Genomic DNA, 23313 nt, shown 5'->3' with positions numbered 1-23313 from the left:
TCTATAATATTAATGGTGATGGACTTTTTTGGTTAAATTAAGATAGATTAAAAGTATTAGAAGGAGATATACAAATGCTAAAGATTATTAAATATTTAAAACCATTTGCAATATCAATTGTTTTAATAATAGGACTATTATTCATCCAAGCTATAAGTGATTTAGCGCTTCCTGATTACACGGCGCGTATTGTTAATGTAGGGATTCAACAGGGAGGTATAGGCAATGCAGTGCCAACGATTATTCGTAAAGATGAGTTGGATAAGCTTAAAATCTTTATCAATGCAGGGGATTTGGAGAAGGTGGAAGAAAATTACCTTCTTTTAGATAAGACAAGGCTTTCTCCAAGGGATTTGGAGCTTCATCTTAAAAATTATCCACTGCTTGATCAGGAGCCTCTTTACATGCTGAATACGAAGGATCAAAAAGTAGCTGATAGATTAAATCCGATACTTGGCAAAGCAATCATGATTGTAAGTGGAATTGAAAAGGAATGGGGAAATTCAGATGTATTTACGGTCCTTTCAAAAATGCCGGAAGAACAAATAAGAGCGATGATAGAGGAGATCGATGAGAAGTTTAGAAATATCCCCGAAAGTATGATTACGCAATCGGCAGTTCTCTTTATTCAAAAGGAGTATCAGACAATAGGTGTGAATACGAATAAACTTCAAACAAATTATATTATTATTACGGGACTTAAGATGCTTCTTATTGCTTTATTGAGTGCAGCGGCGTCGGTAATTGTGGGTTTGCTCGCTGCAAGAGTAGCGGCGGGACATAGTAAAAACCTCAGAAATGATGGTTTTAAAAAAGTAATCGGTTTCTCCAATTCAGAATTCGATAAATTTTCAACAGCTTCATTGATTACGAGAAGTACAAATGATATCCAGCAGATACAAATGCTTATGGTAATGCTTCTTAGAATTGTATTCTATGCACCGATTCTAGGCATAGGGGGAATGATTAAGGTACTGAATACGAATACCTCTATGGGTTGGATCATAGCAATAGCAGTAGTGGCTATTCTTACATTGGTAGTCGTGCTGTTTGGCATTGCTATTCCCAAATTTAAGAATATGCAAAAGCTGATAGACAGATTGAATCTTGTAACCCGTGAGTCTTTAATTGGGATATTGGTCATCCGTGCATTTAACAATGAAAAATATGAAGAGCAGAAATTTGACTATGCAAATCAGGATTTAACTAGGACATCATTATTTGTTAACCGCTTAATGAGTTTGATGATGCCCATGATGATGCTGATCATGAATGCTATAACGCTTTTGATTGTATGGATAGGCGCGCATCAGATTGATTCAGGCAATATGCAGGTAGGAGACATGATGGCATTTATACAATACACCATGCAGATTATTATGGCTTTTTTAATGATTTCCATGGTATCTATCATGTTTCCCCGTGCATCTGTTTCAGCACAGCGGCTGGCAGAGGTATTGGATACCGAAATTGCCATCCGAGATCTCAGGGAACCAAAGCAATTTCCAGCGGATATCAAAGGATTTATTGAATTTAGGAATGTTTTTTTCAAATATCCGGGGGCAGAAGAGGATGTGCTGTCAAACATTAACTTTACAGCAAAGCCTGGAGAAACAACTGCCTTTATAGGAAGCACAGGCAGCGGAAAAACAACCCTTATAAACCTGATTCCCCGTTTTTATGATGTTTCAGAGGGAGAAATTTTAATAGATGGTATTGATATAAGAGAGGTATCCCAGCATGCGCTGCGGGAAAAGATTGGTTATGTACCTCAAAATGGCGTATTATTCTCCGGTACGATAGAAAGCAATATCAAATATGGCAATAAAGCAGCAACGGAAGAGGAATTAAGGAAGGCAGCGGAAATAGCTCAAGTGATGGACTTTATAAAAACTGCGCAGGAGGGTTTCGATAAAGAGATCTCTCAGGGAGGCACCAATGTATCAGGAGGCCAGAAACAGAGACTGGCCATTGCTCGTGCACTTATTAGAAAGCCTGAAATATATATTTTTGATGATAGTTTTTCTGCACTTGATTTTAGGACGGATGCAGCATTACGTAAAGCATTGAAGATGGAAACAGCAGAAAGTACTGTTTTGATTGTTGCCCAAAGAATCAGCACCATTATGAATGCCAATAAGATTATTGTCCTTGATGAAGGAAAGATTGCAGGTATTGGCACTCACCAAGAGCTGCTAAAAACTTGCGAGGTCTATAAACAAATTGCCCTATCGCAGCTTTCAAAGGAGGAACTTTCATCATGAGCGATAAAAGAAAAGAAAATAGAAAAACTGCTGGTCCAGGAGGGCTTGGCGGCGGACGCATGGGGGGCGGCTCCATGGGACAAGTCGAAAAAGCAAAAAATTTTAAAGGCACAATGAAGGAATTAATGAAATATATAAAACCTTATAACCTGTCTATTATGATTGTGATCATTTTTGCATTAGGAAGTGCAGGATTTTCAATTGTTGGGCCTAAGATATTGGGGAAAGCTACAACCAGACTTTTTGAAGGGCTTATGAATAAAATCATGGGAGTTCCGGGAGCTGCCATTGACTTTGATTATATTGGCAGTATTATTATTCTGTTGATGGGATTATATTTAGCAAGTGCAATGTTTACATTTATACAGGGGTATATCATGGCAGGCGTGGCGCAAAAAGTTTCATTCAATTTGAGGAAGGAAATCTCAGAAAAAATTAACCGCATGCCCCTCAATTATTTTGATAAAATCAATCATGGAGAGGTTTTATCAAGGGTTAGCAATGATGTGGATACCGTGAGCCAGACATTAAATCAAAGCATGTCGCAAATCATAACGGCAGTGACAACCATCATTGGCGTATTGATTATGATGTTATCTATAAGCTGGCAAATGACGTTGGCTGCACTCTTGATCCTGCCTGTATCGACAGGATTGATAGCAGGGGTAGTGAAGAAATCACAAAAATATTTTAAACAGCAGCAAGAATATTTGGGACATGTGAATGGACATGTGGAAGAGATTTATGGCGGACATATTGTAATGAAAGCCTTTAATGGAGAAAAAGATGCTATTGAGGAATTTGAAAAGCTTAATGATAATTTGTATGATTCTGCATGGAAGTCTCAATTTCTATCTGGAATCATGATGCCAATCATGCAGTTTGTCGGGAATCTTGGATATGTTATTGTATCCATCCTTGGCGGCTGGCTTGCTATAAAGAAAACAATTGAAGTTGGAGATATTCTTGCTTTTATACAATATGTCAGAAACTTTACACAGCCAATATCCCAAGTAGCGCAAGTATCTAATGTGCTTCAATCAACAGCGGCTGCCGCTGAAAGAGTTTTTGAATTTTTGGATGAACGGGAAGAAATTGCAGAAACATCAAATCCGGCCCAGCTTGATAAGGTTAGGGGAGAAGTCACATTTGAGCATGTTCACTTTGGATACAATCCTGATAAGATTATCATCAATGATTTCTCAGCGCACATTAAGTCAGGCCAGAAGGTTGCTATTGTAGGCCCAACAGGTGCGGGGAAGACTACAATCGTGAAGCTGTTAATGCGTTTTTATGATATCAATAGGGGTGCGATCCGGATAGATGGTCATGATATAAAAGATTTTACGCGAGGAGATTTACGGAACATATTTGGAATGGTCCTTCAAGATACTTGGCTGTTTAACGGTTCAATCATGGATAATATCCGCTATGGAAGACTTACTGCCAGTGATGAGGAAGTGATTGAAGCTGCTAAGTTGGCCCATGTCCACAGTTTCGTAAAGACCTTACCCAATAGATATCATATGGAATTAAACGAAGAGGTCAGCAACATATCTCAAGGACAAAAGCAATTATTGACCATTGCCCGGGCAATTTTAGCCAATCCTAAAATACTAATACTGGATGAAGCTACCAGTTCCGTAGATACCCGTACAGAGGTTTTAATACAAAAAGCCATGGAAAATCTGATGAAAGACAGAACCAGCTTTATCATCGCACACAGATTGTCAACCATAAGGGATGCGGATCTCATATTGGTTATGAAAGACGGGGATATCATAGAGCAGGGTAATCATAAAGAATTATTAGCCGCCAAGGGGTTCTATGCATCACTTTATCTTAGTCAGTTTGATATTGGCGATGTCTCATAATTGAAATACATATTTTCAAAGCAATAGACTGAATGGTAAAATAAGACTATTATGCGAATTTGTAAATCTTCCGATACCAATAGTTAGTGGTATTTAGCCATGCTTAACGATAATACAGTAAAATATTTGAACTGCAGAAGCTATACAAGGGGGACACCATAATGAACAAGCTTATTCTTTCTTCATGGAACCGTTGCAGTAGTCAGGGGTTATGTAAACATATCCCATCTCCGAAAATGCATGTATCAAATGAGCAGTTTGGTACCATCCATAGTAATAATAAATTACTTATTGCAACTTTTGATAATTGTATTTCAGAAATCAAAGAGTATCTCACAGGATCATTTTTATTTTTATTGACCGATGCTCAGGGGATATTGCTATCCCTTGATTGCAGCAAAAACATTGAAAAACAGATTACCCAGCTGCCGATAAAACTTGGCATATTTTTTTCAGAAGAGAGCTGCGGTACCAATGCAATCTCTTTGGCAATGGATATGAACAAGCCTGTATACATACAGCCTGAGCAGCATTATTGCCATATCTTTAAATCCTGGTATTGTTTTTCCACTCCTCTGATAATAAATAAAGAGATTATTGGATATCTTGACGTCTCAACCATTGATATAGAAATGAAAAAAGAGCTCATAGCGATTACGAAAATATTGCCGGATCATTTACTAAACAGTTATAAAAAGCGGATAAGGCATAAAGAGACTGGTTCGAACTCTCTGAGGCTTACAAAACGTCAAATAGAAATAATAAATCTTGTTTCGCAGGGCCATACAGGAAAATCTATCGCTACAGAACTCTGCATTAAGGAATGTACCGTTAATCATCATAAAAAAATAATTTTTGATAAACTAGGCGTTCAGTCTAGTATTGAAGCTGTGTCAAAAGCGTTGCAACTTCATTTGATCTCTTCAAAACCATAGATACTATAGAAAACTATAGGTAGGAGATAACAGGAAGATATGGTAAGATATGTTGGCGAGTGAAAATTGCACTTGTTAATAAACTTATAAGAAGAGGTGTAGTATGAAAAAGAAAGCAGTATTATTATCAGCAGTAGTGATTGTAGTTCTAAGCTTTTTAACTGCTTGTGGAGGTGCATCTCCTACTGCTAAGGTTGACTTAGGTGTAATGGATAAAGGTACTTACAAAAACGATTATTTTGGTTTAGAAATGCAAGTATCTGAGGCGTGGTCTATACAAGATGCAGAAGCCATGAATGAGATCATGGAGATAGGTAAAGAAATTGCTGCAGGGGATGATGAGAAAAAGAAAAAACAGCTGGATCTTGGAGATGAAAAAACGCTTAATTTTGTAATGGCATTTAAATATCCACCGGAGCAGCAACAGCCTATTAATCCCAGTATTATTTGTAATGCGGAAAAGCTGAGCTTTTTACAAGGCGTAAAGACCGGTGAAGATTATCTGGAGTCAGCAAAAAATATGATGACTGAAAGCCAGATGCCTTACAAATTTGACAAAGAAATTTATACCGAGAAAATTGGCGGAAAAGATTTTGATATCATGGAAGCTGTTGTAGAAATAGGAGATATGAAAATCATGCAGAAATATCACACTTCTATCATGAAAGACTATGCACTGAACTTTATCGTCACTTATTTTGATGATGAAAGTAAAGCAGAAATTGATACAATTTTGGATTCCATTCGTTTTGAATAATAATCTGTCTTTTTAATGGGCGAAACAAACCCTTCCCGGCTTGCAGCATGGGAAGGGTTTGTTTTATTTCCTGCAAAGGCAGCAGCAATTGCATCAATTTCAACTTTGAAGCCGTAGCAGCTTTTTTGCAGGTGCAATCGCCCGGGACAGGCTTGTGATTTCCCAAATAATCACCATATGTCCTTGTGGGATGGATAAACCTTTATATTAATGGCATGATCTCGCCTGTTGCCTGTCTTAGAATAATATCTTTCTGGTTGTTAGATTTAAGATGATCAATAAGATTTTTCATCAGCAATTCTGAACGGCTTTCGTTGCTGCTATAATCATCTAAAATTTTATCATAAAGTCCCTTTATTTCTTTTTTAGACACTGGCATTATACAATATTCCTTTATGGATTGTAAAAAATATGAGCCGTCCATAGCTTCCAAGTATTCATCTAATGTATAGCGGCCATTCTCTTTTTTTGTATAAGTAATTGCTGCTGGAATAACACTCCCACCTACCTCGGAGAGCGTCTTATCATAAAGTTTATATCTGTTGCTGAAAACAGTTACAAAAACTTTAAGCTTATTTCCTTCCTCATAGCTGCCGAATATTGTAGGCGCAACAACAGTAAATCCGGCATCGGATCGGGAATATTGTTCAATTGCTGCATCATAAACAAGCTGTTCTATCTCATTAGAAAAATTCTCTTTGAAATCCGGCAGCTTTGTTTCTGCATAGGGTGAGAGCTCTGAAAACCAATCCTGAGGTGACAGGCTTTCATCCGTTACATTGTTTCTATGCCCCAAAAGATCTTTGCAAAGCGCCATTATAATATGATCTCTAAGGCCATTATGGTTACTGCTTTTTTCAAACTGGGCAAGTAAATAATTAAGCGCATCATCACCCATTTTTAATATATTTTCATACTCATTCTGGTGAGCTTTAATATAATCGTAAGGATTAGATGATGTGCCGGGTGAGGACAGAATGATTTGAAGATAGCGTTCTATTGCAGCAGCTGTATCGGTAGTGTTAGATAAAGCGTTTACTATATTGTTTTCGATCAATTTGTCTTCATAGACAGTTTGATAGCCGGCAACCACAAGTTTCCCCTTTTCTTTGCCGAAAGTGAGTGTTTCCATCCTGTTGTAGTATGCAGGCTCACTGGTCATTGTTAGATAAGTAATATTCGCATTTGCACCGTCAAGTTTAACCTCGAAATCGACGACCCAGGGACTGGAAACACCGATATTAAAATTCCAATTCTCATCGGCTCTATCAATCTGCTCCTGCTCGAATTTTTCTTTCATTTTTTCCGACATCATCTCATACCGCGGTTGTCCGTCACGTGTTTTAAGTGCATTGGCCCAAACCGTAGCAAGCAGCAGTTTATAAATGCTTTCAAAATCGGATTCCGGTATTTTATAATAACGGTGTTCTTCTTCACGAATGACCATTGCAATGGAAGGCTCCGAATCGTAAAACCTGATTTCAAAGTTTCCGTCAAAAGGAGCTTTAATCCTAATGTATGTTGGCCGTTCATCAAGAGAAGGAACATTTTTTATTTTCCACTTTGTGAAATCGAAAAGATGAGAGATCTGGTTTCCAGCCAGTTGGAATTCGCCATAAATAGAAGAAATTGCAATGTTTTTTTCTGTTTCTGCATTTAAAAATGACAGATCTTGTTTCTCGACGGGATTGGAGATAAATCCTATCGTAAATATCAGCGATACAATGAAAGCTGCCGCGACCACAAAATATGTCGGTTTTTTATAATTTAACACATTTTTGATTCTTGACTTAATATTACTTTCGCCAAAGGCAAGAGGACTGGCAGTTAACAAATTACTTCTTTTTATTGAAAGCGAAAGCAGGGAATTTGAGTAGTTGACTCTAATATCATTGCCCAATTTTTTAAGGACATTTTCGTCGCAGGACATTTCCATATCCTTGCTCATTAATGCAAAGGATAACCATATTAGAGGATTGAACCAGTGAACAACAAGCACTAAAAATGCAAAAGGTTTTATGAGATAATCCAATCTTTCGATGTGTGTCTGTTCATGAGCCAAAATATAAGACAGTTCCTTTGGCTGCATTCCCGTAGGAATAAATATTTTAGGTTTTATAAATCCGCATACAAATGGGGCGGTAATTCTATCTGTTTCAAAGATATTATCTTTTACAAGGGTTGCAGTTTTTACATTATTTATTACTTTTAAATAAGAAATAATGCTGCAGATAAGCAAAATTGACAAGACAATAACCCAAATCATACCGGCGATCCCCATTATGATTTGCATAGGATTTACGCTCGCCGCTGGTGCAGCAGGTGGAAGCGATGTGTTCACAGCATTATTTATTCTATGAATTCCGACATCAACAACAGGATTTTGCATGAAACCGATATTATTAGGAATATACTCCATCGTTCCTGTACTTGTTTGCGTATTAAGCTTTAATAAACTTAAAAAGCTGAAGCTAGAGTTAAAACTAAAAGGGAACACAAGTCTTATCCATACCGGCAACCATAGTGCATAAGAGAAAATCTTAGGAGCCTTTTTAAAAAAGAGCAGCCTTATCGCAATTACTGCAAGAACGACATAGCTTGCAGTAATATTCATATTAAGTATAGTAGTAAATAAGCTTGTCATTTTGTTGCCTCCTCTATAATACGTTTCAGCTCCTCGGCTTCCTTTTCAGTAATCTTCCTTTCGCCTAAAAATGCCGTTAAAAACTGTGGCAGAGAGCCATCAAAGGCTTTTTTTATTAAGGTCTGACTCTCGTATTTTTGAGCATCCTCCTTCTTAATAATTGCTGAAACCGTTGCATCTTCATTTTTGAGTATTCCACGTTCACAAAGTTTTCTTAAAACTGTGTATGTGGTGGATTTTTTCCAGCCAAGTTTGTCAAGGCTAAGCTTTACAAGTTCAGTTGAATTGATAGGTTCATTTTCCCAAATTAAATTAACAAATTTATATTCCGCATCGAATAATTTATATTGTTCCATAATAATTTAACCTCCAGAAGTTTATTGTAGTAGACCTTGCAAGTATAAGTTTATCGAAATAGACCTTGCGTGTCAATAGGAAAATAATAAGATTTACTGCTGCAATCTTGAATGACAACTGCAGAATAGTGAATTTATTTGTATAGCTTAATCCGCTTAAAATGAGCATATGCTAGGAGCTTGAAGCGGAGGAGAGAAAGAAAAAAGTTTAGAACAAACTTTAATAAACGTGGATAGCATATTTTATTAAAATGATTGTTGAATAATAATATGTTGACAATATTAACAAACTAATATAGTATGTATTTATTAAATCAATAAACATAATTGGAGGAATGATAAAAGTGGAAATTGATAAACTTTCTGTAGAAGAACTTAAGAGGGGCTATAGATTTAATGCGAATACCAACGCCTATATATGCAATACTTGTGGAAAAGCATTTGAAATAGGCGAAATTTATTCATTTGATAATAGATTCTTTGAAGCAGCTCGTGCAATTAAAATACATGTTGATACGGAGCATGGTGACAATCTAAAACAATTGCTTTATGGAGAATCTAAATACAATGCTTTTACGGACAATCAAAAAGAATTATTATCGTTGATCTATTCAGGTCTTACTGACAAAGAGATTGCAAAAAGACTTGGCGTTTCACCATCTACGGTAAGACACCAAAGGTTTATGTTTCGTGAAAAAGCAAAGCAGGCAAAAATGTATTTGGCTGTTTACGAACAAGTAATAGAAAAGAAGTCATCAGATGAAGATGCCATAGTACCTGTTCACAGCAATGCCACCATGGTTGATGACCGTTATTTAACAACAGAAAAAGAAAAAAGTCAGATATTGAAAACAGCATTTGCAAGTTTATCACCCTTAAGATTAAAAGACTTCTCTCCAAAAGAAAAGAAGAAAATTGTAATCTTGACCAAAATAGCAGAGCAATTTGAATATGGGAAAAGGTATCCTGAAAAAGAGTTAAATCAGATATTAAAAGCTATATATGATGATTATCCAGTAATTAGAAGGTACTTGATTGACTATGGATTTATGGAAAGAACCGATGATTGTAAAGAATACTGGCTAAAGCAGTAAGGAGGGACGGCTCAGACTTAATGCCTTTTTTTATTATTCAATTCTTCTTCCGTATAATGTTAAAGAATGCGGTTTAAATGAAAGCCAAAAGAATAGTTATTTTTCTTGAATATTATCTTGAAGCCATTTTTTCAATTCTTCAAAGCGTTCGTCGATATGCTCCTTAATAAGTTTGTAAAGTATATAGGTCAATAAAATAGGACCTATAACTACAATCCAGGGAATTTGCATATTTAACCTCCTTTAATGATGTATTTTCCTGTTGCATAAAATAATCCTTGTTGCACATTATGCTACTATTATACAGCACATAGACTACCATAAGTAAGGGGTTAATTCTACATTTTTCTAATAATATTGGAAAGTTTTATTAATCCATCTTCCATGTCTTGATTTGATGCATAAGAATAAGAAAGTCGAATACAGTTATTTTTCTTAAAGCTGTATATATCACCTGGATTGATCAATATATTATCCTTCAGTGCGTGATGAAAAACTTTTTCTATCGGGATAGATTTGTTTATCTTCAGCCAAATATAGAAGCCGCCTTTAGGAATATTCCAAGTTGCAATATCTGAAAAATACATGTCAAGCAGGCGAAGCATAAAAAAGCATCTTTTCTTTAGCTGTTTTCTAAATTTCTGAATATGCACTTCATATAACCCACTGGCAAACCATTCTGTCATGATCCATTGAGAAAGAGAACTCGAACCATAATCAGTCTGCATCTTTATGTCTCCCAGACGCTCGACAATAGACTCAGGTCCTATAATCCATCCAATTCTAAAACCTGGTGCTAATGATTTTGATACACTTCCAAGGTAAAGTACGTTTCCGGAAGTATCTATTGATTTAATTGGAAACGGAGGAGGATCATCAAAATACAATTCTCTATAAACATCATCCTCAATGATTGGTAGTTGATTAAGTCTACACCACCTAAGCAATTCACTTCGTCTATTTTCGCTCATAGTAATTCCTGTTGGATTATGAAATGTTGGAATTGTGTACAAAATCGACATTCCTTTTTTCAATATCGTGTCATCTATCATCCATGGTTGTATACCATCTTTATCCATTGGAACATTTTTCATTGTAATACCCGAAAAGTCAAATACTCTCAGGGATTTGATATATGATGGTTCTTCAACAAGAACAACAGAATTTGGACCTAATATACTAAGCGAAATAAGCTGCAAAGCCTGGAGTGATCCTGAGACAATCAAAACTTGTGAAGGTTCAACAGACAAATTGAACTTTTTGAGGTACTTGCATAATCCTGCACGAAGTTCATAAAGACCAAGTGGCTCTAGATAATTATAAGAAATATTCAGATCAGACACTCTTTTGAGTACGCTTGCCATCAAATCGCATGGGAACTCATCGGGAGACATTTCGCCTGTACCCAGTCTAGTTATTGGTTCGAAAAATTCAAATTTATTGATTGCTTGAATCGTTGGATTGTTAGGTCTATGAATTCCATGTTCAATATAATTATTCCAGTCAGGTGTGCTACCGGCAAAGATAAGGGACCAGGTATTATTTATTATTGTTGTGCCTTTTCCGAATGAAGAATCAACAATACCAAGTGCTGAAAGTTCAGATAGTGATTCGGCTATCGTACTTCTGTTCACGTCAAATAACTGGGCTAGTTTACGTTGGGATGGAAGTTTTTGACCAACTAACCAGTCACCTTTTGCTATACGTCCTTTAAGATATCCAATAATTTGTTTAGTTAAAGTAATGTCAGAGCCTTTATCAGGCTTCCAATCTATTATAACAGTTCCGCTAGATTTGGTTTTCATAATCTGCTCCTCATATTAACTTGGATGGATAGAAATTTTTTTTTGGCTGGTTATTTCTAAGTTATTATATTGTATTATGATTATAAATTCAAGAAAGGAATGATGAAGAATGAAGTTAAAAGATTTTAAATTGGAAGTGTTTTTCGGAAAGCATGAGTTTTCTGCACCCTATTTACTTACGCAGTCAGATTGTGCTTCGATGAGTATCAAGGAACTGCTTGCTTACGAGCCGGGTTCGGAGAAAGAATTTTTGGAAGGGTGGCTGGGATACACTGAAGTGTCTGGAAGTCCATATCTACGAGAGGTTATCGCAAATCTGTATACAACAATTGTACCGGAGGAAATTATAGTTCACGTTGGAGCACAAGAGCCAATATTCAATTTTATGAATGTGTTGTTAGATCAAGAAGACCATGTAATATGTCAATTCCCCATTTATCAATCATTATTCGAAGTTGCAAATTCAATAGGGTGTGAAGTATCAAAATGGTCTTTAGAACAGGCAGAGAATGGTTGGGCAATTGACTTTAATAAATTGGAAAGTATGATAAAACCAAACACAAAACTCATATGTTTGAACAGCCCTAATAATCCGACAGGTTATACCTTTAAAAAAGAAGAAATAGAAAAAATAGTTGAAATAGCAAGAAGATATGATTTATATGTCTTTTGTGATGAAGTATATAAAGGTGTTGAATTAGATGGGATTAAGCGGCCTTGGTTTGCTGATTGCTATGAAAAGGGCATATCACTTGGGGTTATGTCAAAGGCATATGGTTTGGCAGGACTCAGACTTGGATGGATTGCCACTAAAGATCATGAGATTATTGAAAAGGTGAAAAAAATGAAGCATTACACAAGTATTTGCTCCAGCGGTCCATCTGAGTATCTTTCTATGATCGCACTCAAACATAGTGATGAAATCTTAAAGAAGAATAAATGCATAATCGAATCAAATCTTAAGATTGCGGATGATTTCTTTCATAGATATTCGAAGCTTTTTAAATACAACCGACCAATGGCTGGGCCAGTAGCATTTCATAAAATGAATACCCAAATGCCAATCCATGACTTCTGTGAGATAATGGTTGCAGAAAAAGGAGTACTTTTACTGCCATCAAGTATTTATGATTTTAAAGGACAATATTTCAGAATGGGCTATGGCAGGACAAATTTTGCAGAAAGTCTCTCAAAATTTGAAGAATACTTACAAGAAAAGAAATATATTTAGGTGATCAAATGGAAACGCTTATTTTATCAAAACAAGATGTAAGCAAGCTAATAAATATGAAAGACGCAATTGCTTCTGTTGAACAGGCATATAAAGCTTATTGCAGCGATCAGGTTATTCAACCACCTATTGTATCTATTGACGATGCAGAGCATAATGGAGAAATTGATATTAAGACATGTTATTCAAAATCCGAAGCACTAGTAAGTATCAAATGTGCATCTGGATACTGGGATAATCCAAAGCGGTACAATATGCCTACATTACTGGCAACAATTATATTGCTTGATGGTAAGAATGGATATCCATTATGTATAATGGATGGAAGCCTGATTACTAGTTACAGAACGGGTGCAGCTGGTGGATTATCAGCTCGCCTTTTAGCAAAAAAAGATTCAAAAAAAGTAGCTGTAATCGGAGCAGGGAATCAAGCACGTTTACAAATTAAGGCGATAAGTGAAGTTGTTAATATAGAATCTGTGTCTGTATGGGATACCTGTAAGGAATTCATGAATGCCTACAAAAATGACATTTCAGCCTTGCTAAATGTGTCGGTTGAAACCTGCGGAACATCAAAAGAAGCTGTTATGGATGCGGATATTATTGTCACAACAACACCAAGCAGAAAGATGCTTGTTATGAATGAATGGGTTAAGAGTGGAACGCATATAATTGCTATCGGAGCTGATATGAAAGGCAAGCAAGAAATTGACCCAAAGATATTCTGTCGGTCCAAAATATATGTTGATTCAGTAGCGCAGTGCGTTGAACGTGGTGAAATACAGAATGCAATTGAAACAGGTGATATAGAGATTTCGGACATATATGCTGAACTAGGAGAAGTTCTTCTTGGAAATAAAGAAGCAAGAACAAATGAATCTGAGGTTACTATTTTTGATTCTACTGGCATGGGAATTCAAGACAATACTTTGGCTGCTTTGATCTATCAAAAGGCATTATCTTCGAATGTTGGGACAACGATAAAGCTGCTTTAAAGAAAACTATAGATTACGGAAAGGGACTGTCTCAAAATGATTTAACAATCATGGCGTGACAGTTCCTTTTTTCTTTCAATAATGGGTGCTTTTTCATTGAAGTTTTGTGAAAAAACTGCAGCTAGTCTATTTTAAGCACAGAAGGAAGAATTCTGTTTTTACATTCTTTTTCCCTCGTAGTAAAAAGCGCCTAAATCCATAATCCCCCTTAAGAATACCAAACATTTAAATGAAAACTAAAAAAATAGTCATTTTTCTTGATTATTATATTGCAGCCATTTTTTCAATTCGTCAAAGCGTTCATCGATATGTTCCGTAATAAGCTTATAAAGTATATAGGTCAATAAAATAGGACCTATAATTACAATTAATATTCCAATATATTATTATCAATGGTTTGGTGGCTGTTTAAAACAGAATCACTGTTTAGTTTTTTCTCACGCAAGGATTTGTCACTCTTAAGCAATGCACTATAAATTAAGTCCAGGACGTATAAATACATTAAGTTATTGGAAAGGGAAATAGAGTTCTTGGCAGTAATTTTATCAGAAGTAATGAATTTCACATTTACAAAATCATTTAGCTTGGAAGAATCATAACTTGAAATGCTTATGATTTTAGCTCCTTTTTCATGGCAAGTAGTTAAACACTGATAGATATCCCGCATTAAAATAGTGGGAGCGATTATAATGGCTACATCCTTTGGCGAGATATTTATTGCAGAAATATGCATATCAAAGACATCGGTATGAGCCTTAGCAGAGATGCCTAAGACCCTTAGTTTGAATTCAAGCTCACTGGCAAGAAAAGCTGAATTGGATAAAGCAAATATATGGATGTTTTTAGCTGATTTAATATATTCAACAGCTTCAATAATATTTTCCTCGCTCATCATGGCAGATGTATTTATGAGCATTTGACGATAGTCAGCAGTTATGGATTCGATTAATCCTTCATTGGCATTGTAGGTATTCTGCTGTTTCATGTTATTGTAGAAATTTTCCTGCATTAGTGCAATTTTAAAACTGTTGAAGCCTTTATATCCCATCTTTTTACAGAAACGATTTATACTTGCTTCTGATGTATTCGTTTCTTTTGCAATAGTGGTGATAGTGCTTGAAATCACTGACTCAGTATTATTAATTACATATTGGCTTATTTCATTTTCACTCATGGTGAAATTGGGCTGCATAGAAATAATTTTAGCAATTACCGTTGGTATCATTTATTACCACCTCATACTTCATACATTTAATTTTATAAATACAATAGCATATATACTAGAAAAAAACAAACCATATCACATTTAGTGAAGGAAATTTTTAAATTCTGTCAAAACATGTCTTTGGAAGTGAAAAAATAAAATCAAAAAACGTCTAATGTTTTGAAAAAAATCTTTCAAAAATATTGAAACATTTTGAAAATGATGATAGGATTATATCATAACGAGTATAAAGAAATAAATACTGAAGCCGGTTATTTGATGCTGCAGTGGGGGATACAGTGAACTTATACCATAAGTGACATTATGATCACCATCCAATGGGTGTTCTTAATGATATAAAAAAGGGGGGTTTTTTATGAACACATTGCAGGTAGTTGGAATACTCTGTACATTTGGAATTTTGGTAGCGCTTATGATGATGCGTAAATTGCCAACAATTCTTGCTTTGCCCATTATGGCTGTTTCCATTGCTTTTATAGCAGGGATACCCTTTAGGTCGGCAAACGGCGAAGAGTTCACGATTGCCAAAAATATCCTGGAAGCAGGTTCTATGAGAATGAGTACAGCAATAGCAGGGCTCTTTTTCGGCGCATGGTTTGGAAAGATATTGACAAAGGTTGGGATCACAAGCACGATCATCAGGAAAGCAGCTGAATTAGCAGGTGATAAGCCGCTGGCAATCGCTTTAGCTTTTTTAGGGGTAGCTTCTGTAATCTTTGCAGCATCGAATGGTTTAGGAATGGTTATTTTGGTCGGTACGATCATACTCCCGATTATGATTTCTTCGGGGATAAGTCCCATCGTAAGCGGCATCGTGCTATTATTAGCTAACGGCATCGGTGTTACTTTTAGCGTTGGAACCTTGGGCGTATACATAGATGTACTGCAATTACCGCTTGAAACCGTTACCGCTTATTCATGGGTTCCTGGATTACCATTGGTCTTAGCATCCATATTCATCGTAGTTTATTTTGTTAAATATGCAGGGTATACGAGTAAAGCATGGGCTATGCCCACTGCTAGCCCAATGACACAAGAAAAAAATGTAAGGGCAATTGCCCTTATCAGTCCGATTATTCCTGTAGTTTTGGTTTTTGCCTTTAAAGTTCCATTGGTTCCGGCAGTAATGACAGGTATTTTACTTACACTGATACTATCTACGCCTAAAAATCCCGTACAAGTAACATCCAGCGCATTAATCGAAGGAATACAAGATACAGCTGGAGCAGCTTCCTTGATGATAGGAATCGGTATGTTATTAAATGCTGTTATGGCACCCCAAGTAGCTAAAATCCTACAGCCTTTTATTAATGCCATCATTCCAGGCAGCCCTGTAACGTATATACTCATTTTTGGACTGCTATCTCCTCTTGCAATTTATAGAGGGCCACTGAATGTGTGGGGCCTTGGAAGCGGTTTGGTAGCACTTTTAGCGGCAGGTGGCATGAATCCGGTGGGCGCTATGCTTGCACTCCGGTTAACCAGCAATGTTCAAGCTGTATGTGACCCAACAAATTCTCATAATGTTTGGGTGTCAGACTTTATTAAGACGGATCCAAATGAGATTCTTAAGAAAACGATTTTATGGATAGCCATATCTACAATCGCAGGTTTAATACTTGCAAGCTTTTTAGTGTTTTAGTCTGCATAGATTTTAAAACAAGCGGTATAGATGAAATTTCCATCTGTACCGCTTGTAAAAAAAGGCATTTAATGCATTAGATCGATAGACCTCTGGAGACAAACGATGACGAAAGGGATAAGAGGAGGAAAACAATGACCAAAAAGATAAGAATTGGTATTGATGTAGGGGGAACCTTTACAGACGCTGTAATTATAGATAATTCTACATACGAAGTAATCGCTAAAATGAAGCTTCCTACAACCCATGAAGAAGGAGTGGCAGTTGGTGTTGTAAAAATAATTTCTACTCTGATGAGTGAACACAATATAGCTCCGGAGGATGTAGTGTTTATTGCCCATGGAACGACGCAAGCCACGAATGCGCTGTTGGAGGGCGATGTAGCAGCAGTTGGGATTATAGGTATGGGAACAGGAATCGATGCGATCAGTGCTAAAAAAGAAACCAATGTAGAGAACATAGAATTGGCACCGAATAAGCATTTGAAATCAAAGCACCGGTTTGTTGATTCTAAAGCGCTGAATCAGCAATCTATTTCCGAAGCAATAGAAGAACTCCTGTCAGAAGGCTGTGAAGTAATCGTGGCTTCTGAGGCATATAGCGTAGATAATCCCGCTAACGAGTTAAAGGTAATGGAAATTGCTGCCGGCAAGGGGTTGTATAATACAGGAGGGCATGAAATATCACAGCTTTACGGACTAAAAATGCGTACACGTACTGCTGTTGTAAATGCAAGCCTTATACCCAAAATGATGGAAACTGCCAATATGACTGAAAAGGCAGTATTAGATACAAAAATAAAGTCAAATCTCATGATTATGCGTTGTGACGGAGGCGTCATGAGTATAAATGAAGTCCGCCAAAGACCGATTCTTACAATGCTTTCCGGATTGGCAGCCGGTGTTGCGGGAGCACTTATATATGAAAAAGTTTCCGATGGGATATTTCTCGAGGTCGGAGGCACCAGTGTTGACATCTCGGTAATCAAAAATGGCAGGGTAATGATGAAGTATGCCCAAGTAGGAGGACATAAAACATACCTGCAGTCCCTGGATGTAAGAACGATGGGGATTGCCGGCGGCAGTATGATTAGGGTTAAAGATGGTCAAATTGTGGATGTTGGTCCCAGAAGTGCACATATTGCCGGCAAGAAATACGAGTGCTTTGTTGAAGAAGGAGCAATCACTGAAGCGAAAATTAATTTTGTAAGCCCGCGAAGGGATGATCCTAAAGAATATGCAACAATTACTGCTCAGGACGGCAAAGAGTATTCATTAACCCTTGCAGGAGCAGCCAATATATTAGGCTATATCCCAGAAGGTGATTATGCACAGGGAAAGGTTAATTGTGCAAAAATCGCATGGCAGGCTTTAGCAGATCATGTGGGAACCGGTACTGAGGAAGCTGCAAAACAGGTTATGGAAATTGCTATCCAAAAACTGTCCGTGGTTATTGATGCGTTAATCAGGGAATATGCCCTTGATAAAAGATTCATTACATTGGTAGGCGGCGGCGGAAGCGGGGCGGTAGTGGTGAATGCATTAGCTGAGCACTACGGTTTCAAGTGGAAAATTGCGAAAAATGCGCCCTATATCTCTACGATCGGTGTGGCACTGGCAATGGTGAGGGAGCAAATTGAACGTACAATCGTAAATCCTACAGAAAATGATATCAAGAGGATTCGTGCAGATGTAATTGAGAGAATCGTTAAATCAGGTGCCAATGAACAAACTGTGGATGTTACCATCGAGATAGATAACCAGAAAAATATGGTTAGGGCAATCGCAACAGGTGCTACCGAATTAAGGAAAAAAGACCTGTCGGCTGTGAACTTGTCCGTGGAGCAGCTCAAACAAATATCAGCTGAAGCATTGGTTGTTCAAGCAGGAGATGTAGCCTTTTTGTATGGAATTGGAAGATGGTATTTGTTTGAAGCAAATACTACTGAAAAAGCTTTTATGGGTCTTCTCAAGAAGAAAAAAAGATACTCCTGCATCATTGACCGGGAGGGTGTAGTAAGGTTAAAAAAAGAAAAGGCAGCATGCCTAAAGTTTAAAAAATCCCAAACAAATAGCATTTTTGCTGAATTCCTTGATGAGAATACTACCTACTCCGATGCAAATGCAACTATTCCTAAAGTGTTCCTATTCTATAAAGAAAAAATGCTTGATTTAACTGGCATGCAAAATGCAGAACAACTATACTCGATTATGGAAGTTGAGACAGACTTTCTTGATCAGGAGGATGAAATAATAGCAGTGGCTTACAAATAATTGTACCTGGAGGCAGGGAAAATGAATATAAATGATCAGGTGCTAGCCTTTGGTGAGCTGTCACATGACCTACTTTTTCACAAGATACCGGCAGAGAAGTACATGTACTACATTGACCGCTCCATAAAAGAAGGAATATCTGCTGCGCGCCAATATATCCGTAGAGATATTCGATCACTTTACATGGAAAAGAATATAGAAATAAGGTATGCTGACGGCAGTTCCGCTTTCTTGGGAATCCGGTTCAGGGCACAGTTTCATTTAGGCAAAAAAAAGAGCAGTGTAACCATATACAGAAATTCTTTAGCTGAGCTTGCAAAAATGTCTTCGCTGGAAGGCGGCGGACAATTGACATACGAGAAGGCATTGGATATACACCTGTGTCATGAATTCTTCCACTACCATGAATATATAACCGGTAAGGCCGTATCAGAAACCTTAGACCCGGTTGTTACATTAAAGCTGCCCTTCTTTACCAGAAAAGCCAACATAAGCCGATGCAGTGAAATTGCTGCCCATGCTTTTTCAAAACAAATGCTCGGGCTTGAATACATGCCCAATATTTATGACTATATCTATTTGATGCATACTAAACAGTTGCCTCCGGATTACCTTCAGGCATTAGTAAAAAGATTCCAGATAGAGACCAAAGGGGGAAGGTGCCATATCCATAAATAATCCGGATCACACGAACCTGTGGTCTGTTATTATATAGGACCTGTTTTAAAGTACTGCCAAATGACCAGGTATAGCTGAACACTAAAAAAGGGGGATTATTATGCAATATGTAAGCAGGGAATATGACGTGATAATAGTAGGCGGCGGGATTTCAGGGGCAATGGCTGCCGTGGCCGCCGCAAGAAATGGTGTTAAAACATTGGTGATCGAAAAAAATGGTTTTCTTGGAGGCATGCTGACGGCTTCCGGTGTTGGCCCCATGATGACATTTCATGCAGGAAATACCCAGGTGATCCGGGGACTTACAGGAGAACTCATCGAGCGGCTTGTTAATCAAGGTAAATCGCCCGGACATATTTATGATACCACGGGATTTACCTATACGGTCACCCCTTTTGATTTAGAGGCTATGAAGATTGAGCTTGAGGATATGGTCTTAGAAAGCGGCGGAGAAATACTTTATCATACCATGCTGGCAGACGTAAAAGTTGAGAATCAGGAAATTAAAGAAATTATCCTCTGTAATAAAGCGGGACTTAGCAATCTAACCGGGAAGGTATTTATTGATGCTACCGGTGATGCAGACCTATCCATGATGGCAGGTGTGGATTTTACTAAAGGCCGGCCTACTGACGGTGCATCTCAGCCAATGACAATGAAATTGAGAATGAACTGTATAGACATGAAAAAGGTTAGAAACTTTATAAAGGAAAATCCGGATGAATTCCCGAGGTTAAAAGGGGATACCTCAATCATTGACAAATCTGACAGACTTTCTATTGGTGGTTTTGTTAAGATGCTGAAAAAGGCACAAGATAAGGGAGATATTTCCTTTAGACGGGAGGATGTTTTATTTTTTGAAACAAATAATTATGGTGAAATTATTGTAAATACCTCAAGGCTGCTAGGTTATGATGCGACAGACCCAATCAGCTTAAGCAAAGCAGAAATAAAAGGCAGGAAGCAGACAAGGGAGTTAGCCAGGTTTCTAAAATCAAACATACCGGGATTTGAGAATGCACAGGTTGAATTCACAGGACCATCAATTGGCGTAAGAGGATCAAGACAAATAAAAGGGGTATATACGCTTACGGGAGAAGACCTTATTGCATGTAGAAAGTTTGAAGATGCAATCGCCCATTCGGGATATCCCATTGACATACATAATCCTGACGGGGAGGGAACAGAAGCCAAAAAGCTTAAATGGGGAGAATATTACAGTATTCCATACAGATGTTTGGTCAATCATAAAATCAACAATATTATTACTGTCGGCAGATGCATATCAGCAGATTTTGAAGCACAGGCGGCAATTCGGCTAACGCCTACGGCAGGTGCCATTGGTCACGCAGGAGGAGCAGCAGCTTCAATGATAGCAAGAGGTGGGTTCAACGCAAAGGAGATTGATCCAAAAGAGCTTAGAAGAATTTTACTGGAGCAACAAGCATTTTTAGATTAGAGTACATTTATCCAGCTGCTGAATAGTGCTAAAATCTTTTACGGTAAAACCAATAAGCATTAACTCTAGATTGAATATCCTGAACCGAAGGGAGTAAATCCTATGAAAAATAAGCATTGGATTGGTGTTGATTTTGGCGGAACCAATATACGAATAGGTCTGTTTAACCATGAAAATAAGCTTGTCTGTGAGAATAAGTTTCTGACGGAGGCAAATAGGGGACCTGAGTACATCATAGCTAATCTTAAGCAGAATATACAAATGGTGAAAGGTGACCATGACATAGGCGGAATTGGGATTGGTATGCCAGGGCCCCTCAACCCCTATGAGGGAATTGTCCTTGGCCCTGTAAACCTTCCGGGTTGGGACTTCGTTCCCTTGGCTGATAGGATAACAGAATACTTTGGAATCCCATGCTATATAGAAAATGACTGCAATGTGGCAGCTTTGGCAGAAAGCTTGGAAGGCGCAGGGAAAGGTTATCCCATCGTATTTTATATTACAGTGAGTACAGGTGTTGGCGGAGGCCTGTGTATTCATGGTGAAATACTTTCCGGCGCATCAGGAAATGCTGGAGAGATTGGAAATATCATCGTTAGCGATAAACCGGTAAAACACAGTTTCTTAAATTCCGGTTCCCTAGAAGGGATGGCCAGTGGCACAAGTATTTTAAAGCTGGCGCAAAAAAGAGGATTAAAGGTTAATCATGCCCATGAAGTATTTAAACTGGCACGGGAAAATAACGAAACAGCAAGAGAAATAGCAGCGTCTGCCATGGATTCGCTGGCAAGGGGAATGGCAGCCATTGCCCATGTGGTAGAACCCCACATATTTATACTGGGTGGGGGGGTATCTACGGCTGTACCTAACTTTGCAGCTGAAATGAAGGAAAGATTTGAACAATACATCTACCCGGTAATGAGGGGAAAAATTCAAGTAGAACTTTCGCAATTCAATGAACCGGGAATGATCGGCGCCATGTACCTGGTTAAAAAGAAAGTAACAAGGCTAAACAACAAAACTTGAGAATATTTCACATATTTCGGAACAGTACTTGCAAATTATTTCATCATTTAGCCTGTATGATTTAAGGGACAGTTCTGAAGCTGAATTATTTTTAAACCAGATTCAACGCGGACCGTCCCCAGGTTGAATTTTTATATTTAGATAAAATAGCAAAAAAAGGATAGATCAAATTTTCTATCCTTAATTTTTTATTGTCTATTTTTTGAATAAATCCTTTTTATGGCTAGTATTAAGGTGCTTAACGGTATAATTCGTTTTTAAAGGTTAAGCTTTCTACATCTATATTAACTGCAGCAAAATAGGTTTCAATTTTTTTCTTAGCACTTAATAATAAGCTTTTTGCCAGGTTTAATTTTTCTTCAGTAGCCCGGAAGGTAGGAATACTAATACTGAGGGCAGCTACTGTTTCGCCATTATTAGATAGGGGAACGGCTAAACAACGCAAGTGTTCTGTTACTTCCTCTACTTCTTGTGCAATATTATCTTCTTTAACCTGATTCAGCTGCTGTGCTAAGATTTCTAAATTTGTGATTGTATTCTTGGTATAAGCCTTTAAACCTTCAGGATATAATAATTTTAAGTCTTCTAAATCAAATTGATATAATAGAGCTTTTCCCAAAGCCGTACAATAGGCAGGTAGACGCTTGCCTACATGGGAGATGAGCCGAATATCAATTTTTTTATCCGGATCCACCTTTGAAATATATAATACAGAGCCCCTATCTAATATACCCATCTGGCATGTTTCCTCAATTTCACTGACAATATATTTAATTTCATTATTAATAAATTCCAAGACATTTTTGTTGCTGGAATAGGAGGCACCTACGCAGAAAGAGGCTATTCCAACAGTATATTTCAAGGTTGGTTTATCTAAAAAAATAAATCTGCGGTCTAACATAGTTTGTATAATAGGGAAAATAGTGCTTTTGGGAGCTTTGATAGCTTCAGCTATCCCTGTTAGAGTAAGACCTTCAGGATGAGCCGCTAATAATTCTAAAATATTTAGTACCCTTTCAGTAGGCCTATGTGTGGTCCTCTCCATATAACCAACC

General features: G+C 37.4%; 18 protein-coding genes. 12 read left to right on the top strand and 6 right to left on the bottom strand.

Annotated features, from left to right (window positions below; translation table 11 throughout):
- Nucleotides 1–74 precede the first annotated feature (74 nt).
- The 4 genes from Gferi_RS06775 (at nucleotide 75) to Gferi_RS06760 (ending at nucleotide 5830) form a co-directional block, all read left to right on the top strand.
- The gene (locus Gferi_RS06775) at nucleotides 75–2264 is read left to right on the top strand and encodes an ABC transporter ATP-binding protein (RefSeq protein ID WP_069974865.1); all 2190 of its coding nucleotides are present in this window, start codon (nucleotides 75–77) and stop codon (nucleotides 2262–2264) included.
- The gene (locus Gferi_RS06770) at nucleotides 2261–4138 is read left to right on the top strand and encodes an ABC transporter ATP-binding protein (protein WP_069974864.1); all 1878 of its coding nucleotides are present in this window, start codon (nucleotides 2261–2263) and stop codon (nucleotides 4136–4138) included. The genes Gferi_RS06775 and Gferi_RS06770 overlap by 4 nt, the downstream gene beginning before the upstream one ends.
- A 161-nt stretch (nucleotides 4139–4299) precedes the next feature.
- The gene (locus Gferi_RS06765) at nucleotides 4300–5073 is read left to right on the top strand and encodes a LuxR C-terminal-related transcriptional regulator (RefSeq protein ID WP_069974863.1); all 774 of its coding nucleotides are present in this window, start codon (nucleotides 4300–4302) and stop codon (nucleotides 5071–5073) included.
- Nucleotides 5074–5176: 103 nt separating this feature from the next.
- Nucleotides 5177–5830: a hypothetical protein gene (locus tag Gferi_RS06760; protein ID WP_069974862.1), complete on the top strand. Its 654-nt coding sequence runs from the start codon at nucleotides 5177–5179 to the stop codon at nucleotides 5828–5830.
- Between the two features lie 202 nt (nucleotides 5831–6032).
- On the opposite strand, the gene Gferi_RS06755 is transcribed toward Gferi_RS06760, so the two are convergent.
- Nucleotides 6033–8474 carry a M56 family metallopeptidase gene (locus Gferi_RS06755; protein WP_069974861.1) on the bottom strand — a complete coding sequence of 814 codons (2442 nt, stop codon included), beginning with the start codon at nucleotides 8472–8474 and terminating at the stop codon, nucleotides 6033–6035.
- The gene (locus Gferi_RS06750) at nucleotides 8471–8830 is read right to left on the bottom strand and encodes a BlaI/MecI/CopY family transcriptional regulator (protein WP_069974860.1); all 360 of its coding nucleotides are present in this window, start codon (nucleotides 8828–8830) and stop codon (nucleotides 8471–8473) included. The genes Gferi_RS06755 and Gferi_RS06750 overlap by 4 nt, the downstream gene beginning before the upstream one ends.
- Before the next feature lie 344 nt (nucleotides 8831–9174).
- Here Gferi_RS06750 and Gferi_RS06745 point away from each other — a divergent pair, with 344 nt between their 5' ends.
- Complete coding sequence (locus Gferi_RS06745; RefSeq protein WP_069974859.1) at nucleotides 9175–9924, top strand: DUF2087 domain-containing protein; 750 nt, start codon at nucleotides 9175–9177, stop codon at nucleotides 9922–9924.
- Between the two features lie 96 nt (nucleotides 9925–10020).
- On the opposite strand, the gene Gferi_RS29010 is transcribed toward Gferi_RS06745, so the two are convergent.
- Both Gferi_RS29010 and Gferi_RS06740 read right to left on the bottom strand, forming a co-directional pair.
- Nucleotides 10021–10155 carry a hypothetical protein gene (locus Gferi_RS29010; protein ID WP_257785970.1) on the bottom strand — a complete coding sequence of 45 codons (135 nt, stop codon included), beginning with the start codon at nucleotides 10153–10155 and terminating at the stop codon, nucleotides 10021–10023.
- A 107-nt stretch (nucleotides 10156–10262) separates the two neighbouring features.
- Nucleotides 10263–11729 carry an aminotransferase-like domain-containing protein gene (locus Gferi_RS06740; protein WP_069974858.1) on the bottom strand — a complete coding sequence of 489 codons (1467 nt, stop codon included), beginning with the start codon at nucleotides 11727–11729 and terminating at the stop codon, nucleotides 10263–10265.
- Between the two features lie 109 nt (nucleotides 11730–11838).
- Here Gferi_RS06740 and Gferi_RS06735 point away from each other — a divergent pair, with 109 nt between their 5' ends.
- A complete protein-coding gene (locus Gferi_RS06735) occupies nucleotides 11839–12960 on the top strand; it encodes an aminotransferase class I/II-fold pyridoxal phosphate-dependent enzyme (protein WP_069974857.1) in 1122 nt (373 codons plus the stop codon).
- Between the two features lie 8 nt (nucleotides 12961–12968).
- Nucleotides 12969–13955 (top strand): ornithine cyclodeaminase family protein, encoded by a 987-nt coding sequence (locus tag Gferi_RS06730; RefSeq protein ID WP_069974856.1) that lies wholly within the window; start codon nucleotides 12969–12971, stop codon nucleotides 13953–13955.
- A gap of 367 nt (nucleotides 13956–14322) precedes the next feature.
- Here the strand turns inward: Gferi_RS06730 and Gferi_RS06725 are convergent, their stop codons facing one another.
- Entirely contained in the window at nucleotides 14323–15180 is an 858-nt protein-coding gene (locus tag Gferi_RS06725) for a MurR/RpiR family transcriptional regulator (RefSeq protein WP_069974855.1), read from the bottom strand.
- A 355-nt stretch (nucleotides 15181–15535) separates the two neighbouring features.
- Between Gferi_RS06725 and Gferi_RS06720 the strand changes: the two genes are divergently transcribed.
- The 5 genes from Gferi_RS06720 (at nucleotide 15536) to Gferi_RS06700 (ending at nucleotide 22258) form a co-directional block, all read left to right on the top strand.
- The gene (locus Gferi_RS06720) at nucleotides 15536–16822 is read left to right on the top strand and encodes a transporter permease (protein ID WP_069974854.1); all 1287 of its coding nucleotides are present in this window, start codon (nucleotides 15536–15538) and stop codon (nucleotides 16820–16822) included.
- A gap of 134 nt (nucleotides 16823–16956) precedes the next feature.
- Nucleotides 16957–19095: a hydantoinase/oxoprolinase family protein gene (locus tag Gferi_RS06715; RefSeq protein WP_069974853.1), complete on the top strand. Its 2139-nt coding sequence runs from the start codon at nucleotides 16957–16959 to the stop codon at nucleotides 19093–19095.
- Nucleotides 19096–19116: 21 nt separating this feature from the next.
- Nucleotides 19117–19773 (top strand): hypothetical protein, encoded by a 657-nt coding sequence (locus Gferi_RS06710; protein ID WP_069974852.1) that lies wholly within the window; start codon nucleotides 19117–19119, stop codon nucleotides 19771–19773.
- Between the two features lie 100 nt (nucleotides 19774–19873).
- Nucleotides 19874–21232 (top strand): FAD-dependent oxidoreductase, encoded by a 1359-nt coding sequence (locus Gferi_RS06705; RefSeq protein ID WP_069974851.1) that lies wholly within the window; start codon nucleotides 19874–19876, stop codon nucleotides 21230–21232.
- A 102-nt stretch (nucleotides 21233–21334) separates the two neighbouring features.
- Entirely contained in the window at nucleotides 21335–22258 is a 924-nt protein-coding gene (locus Gferi_RS06700; protein WP_069974850.1) for an ROK family protein, read from the top strand.
- Between the two features lie 238 nt (nucleotides 22259–22496).
- Here Gferi_RS06700 and Gferi_RS06695 read toward each other — a convergent pair whose 3' ends face one another.
- Nucleotides 22497–23303 (bottom strand): IclR family transcriptional regulator, encoded by an 807-nt coding sequence (locus Gferi_RS06695; RefSeq protein WP_069974849.1) that lies wholly within the window; start codon nucleotides 23301–23303, stop codon nucleotides 22497–22499.
- Between the last annotated feature and the right edge of the window lie 10 nt (nucleotides 23304–23313).

Origin of the sequence: Geosporobacter ferrireducens (genome assembly GCF_001750685.1) — a bacterium.
Classification (GTDB): domain Bacteria; phylum Bacillota; class Clostridia; order Peptostreptococcales; family Thermotaleaceae; genus Geosporobacter; species Geosporobacter ferrireducens.
This window is presented reverse-complemented; position numbering and strand designations above follow the sequence as displayed.

Bases quoted from the DNA above. Each gene is read 5' to 3' on its own strand.
- Gferi_RS06775 (WP_069974865.1), top strand. From the start codon at position 75: ATGCTAAAGATTATTAAATATTTAAAACCATTTGCAATATCAATTGTT.
- Gferi_RS06770 (WP_069974864.1), top strand. From the start codon at position 2,261: ATGAGCGATAAAAGAAAAGAAAATAGAAAAACTGCTGGTCCAGGAGGG.
- Gferi_RS06765 (WP_069974863.1), top strand. From the start codon at position 4,300: ATGAACAAGCTTATTCTTTCTTCATGGAACCGTTGCAGTAGTCAGGGG.
- Gferi_RS06760 (WP_069974862.1), top strand. From the start codon at position 5,177: ATGAAAAAGAAAGCAGTATTATTATCAGCAGTAGTGATTGTAGTTCTA.
- Gferi_RS06755 (WP_069974861.1), bottom strand. From the start codon at position 8,474: ATGACAAGCTTATTTACTACTATACTTAATATGAATATTACTGCAAGC.
- Gferi_RS06750 (WP_069974860.1), bottom strand. From the start codon at position 8,830: ATGGAACAATATAAATTATTCGATGCGGAATATAAATTTGTTAATTTA.
- Gferi_RS29010 (WP_257785970.1), bottom strand. From the start codon at position 10,155: ATGCAAATTCCCTGGATTGTAGTTATAGGTCCTATTTTATTGACCTAT.
- Gferi_RS06740 (WP_069974858.1), bottom strand. From the start codon at position 11,729: ATGAAAACCAAATCTAGCGGAACTGTTATAATAGATTGGAAGCCTGAT.
- Gferi_RS06735 (WP_069974857.1), top strand. From the start codon at position 11,839: ATGAAGTTAAAAGATTTTAAATTGGAAGTGTTTTTCGGAAAGCATGAG.
- Gferi_RS06730 (WP_069974856.1), top strand. From the start codon at position 12,969: ATGGAAACGCTTATTTTATCAAAACAAGATGTAAGCAAGCTAATAAAT.
- Gferi_RS06725 (WP_069974855.1), bottom strand. From the start codon at position 15,180: ATGATACCAACGGTAATTGCTAAAATTATTTCTATGCAGCCCAATTTC.
- Gferi_RS06720 (WP_069974854.1), top strand. From the start codon at position 15,536: ATGAACACATTGCAGGTAGTTGGAATACTCTGTACATTTGGAATTTTG.
- Gferi_RS06715 (WP_069974853.1), top strand. From the start codon at position 16,957: ATGACCAAAAAGATAAGAATTGGTATTGATGTAGGGGGAACCTTTACA.
- Gferi_RS06710 (WP_069974852.1), top strand. From the start codon at position 19,117: ATGAATATAAATGATCAGGTGCTAGCCTTTGGTGAGCTGTCACATGAC.
- Gferi_RS06705 (WP_069974851.1), top strand. From the start codon at position 19,874: ATGCAATATGTAAGCAGGGAATATGACGTGATAATAGTAGGCGGCGGG.
- Gferi_RS06700 (WP_069974850.1), top strand. From the start codon at position 21,335: ATGAAAAATAAGCATTGGATTGGTGTTGATTTTGGCGGAACCAATATA.
- Gferi_RS06695 (WP_069974849.1), bottom strand. From the start codon at position 23,303: ATGGAGAGGACCACACATAGGCCTACTGAAAGGGTACTAAATATTTTA.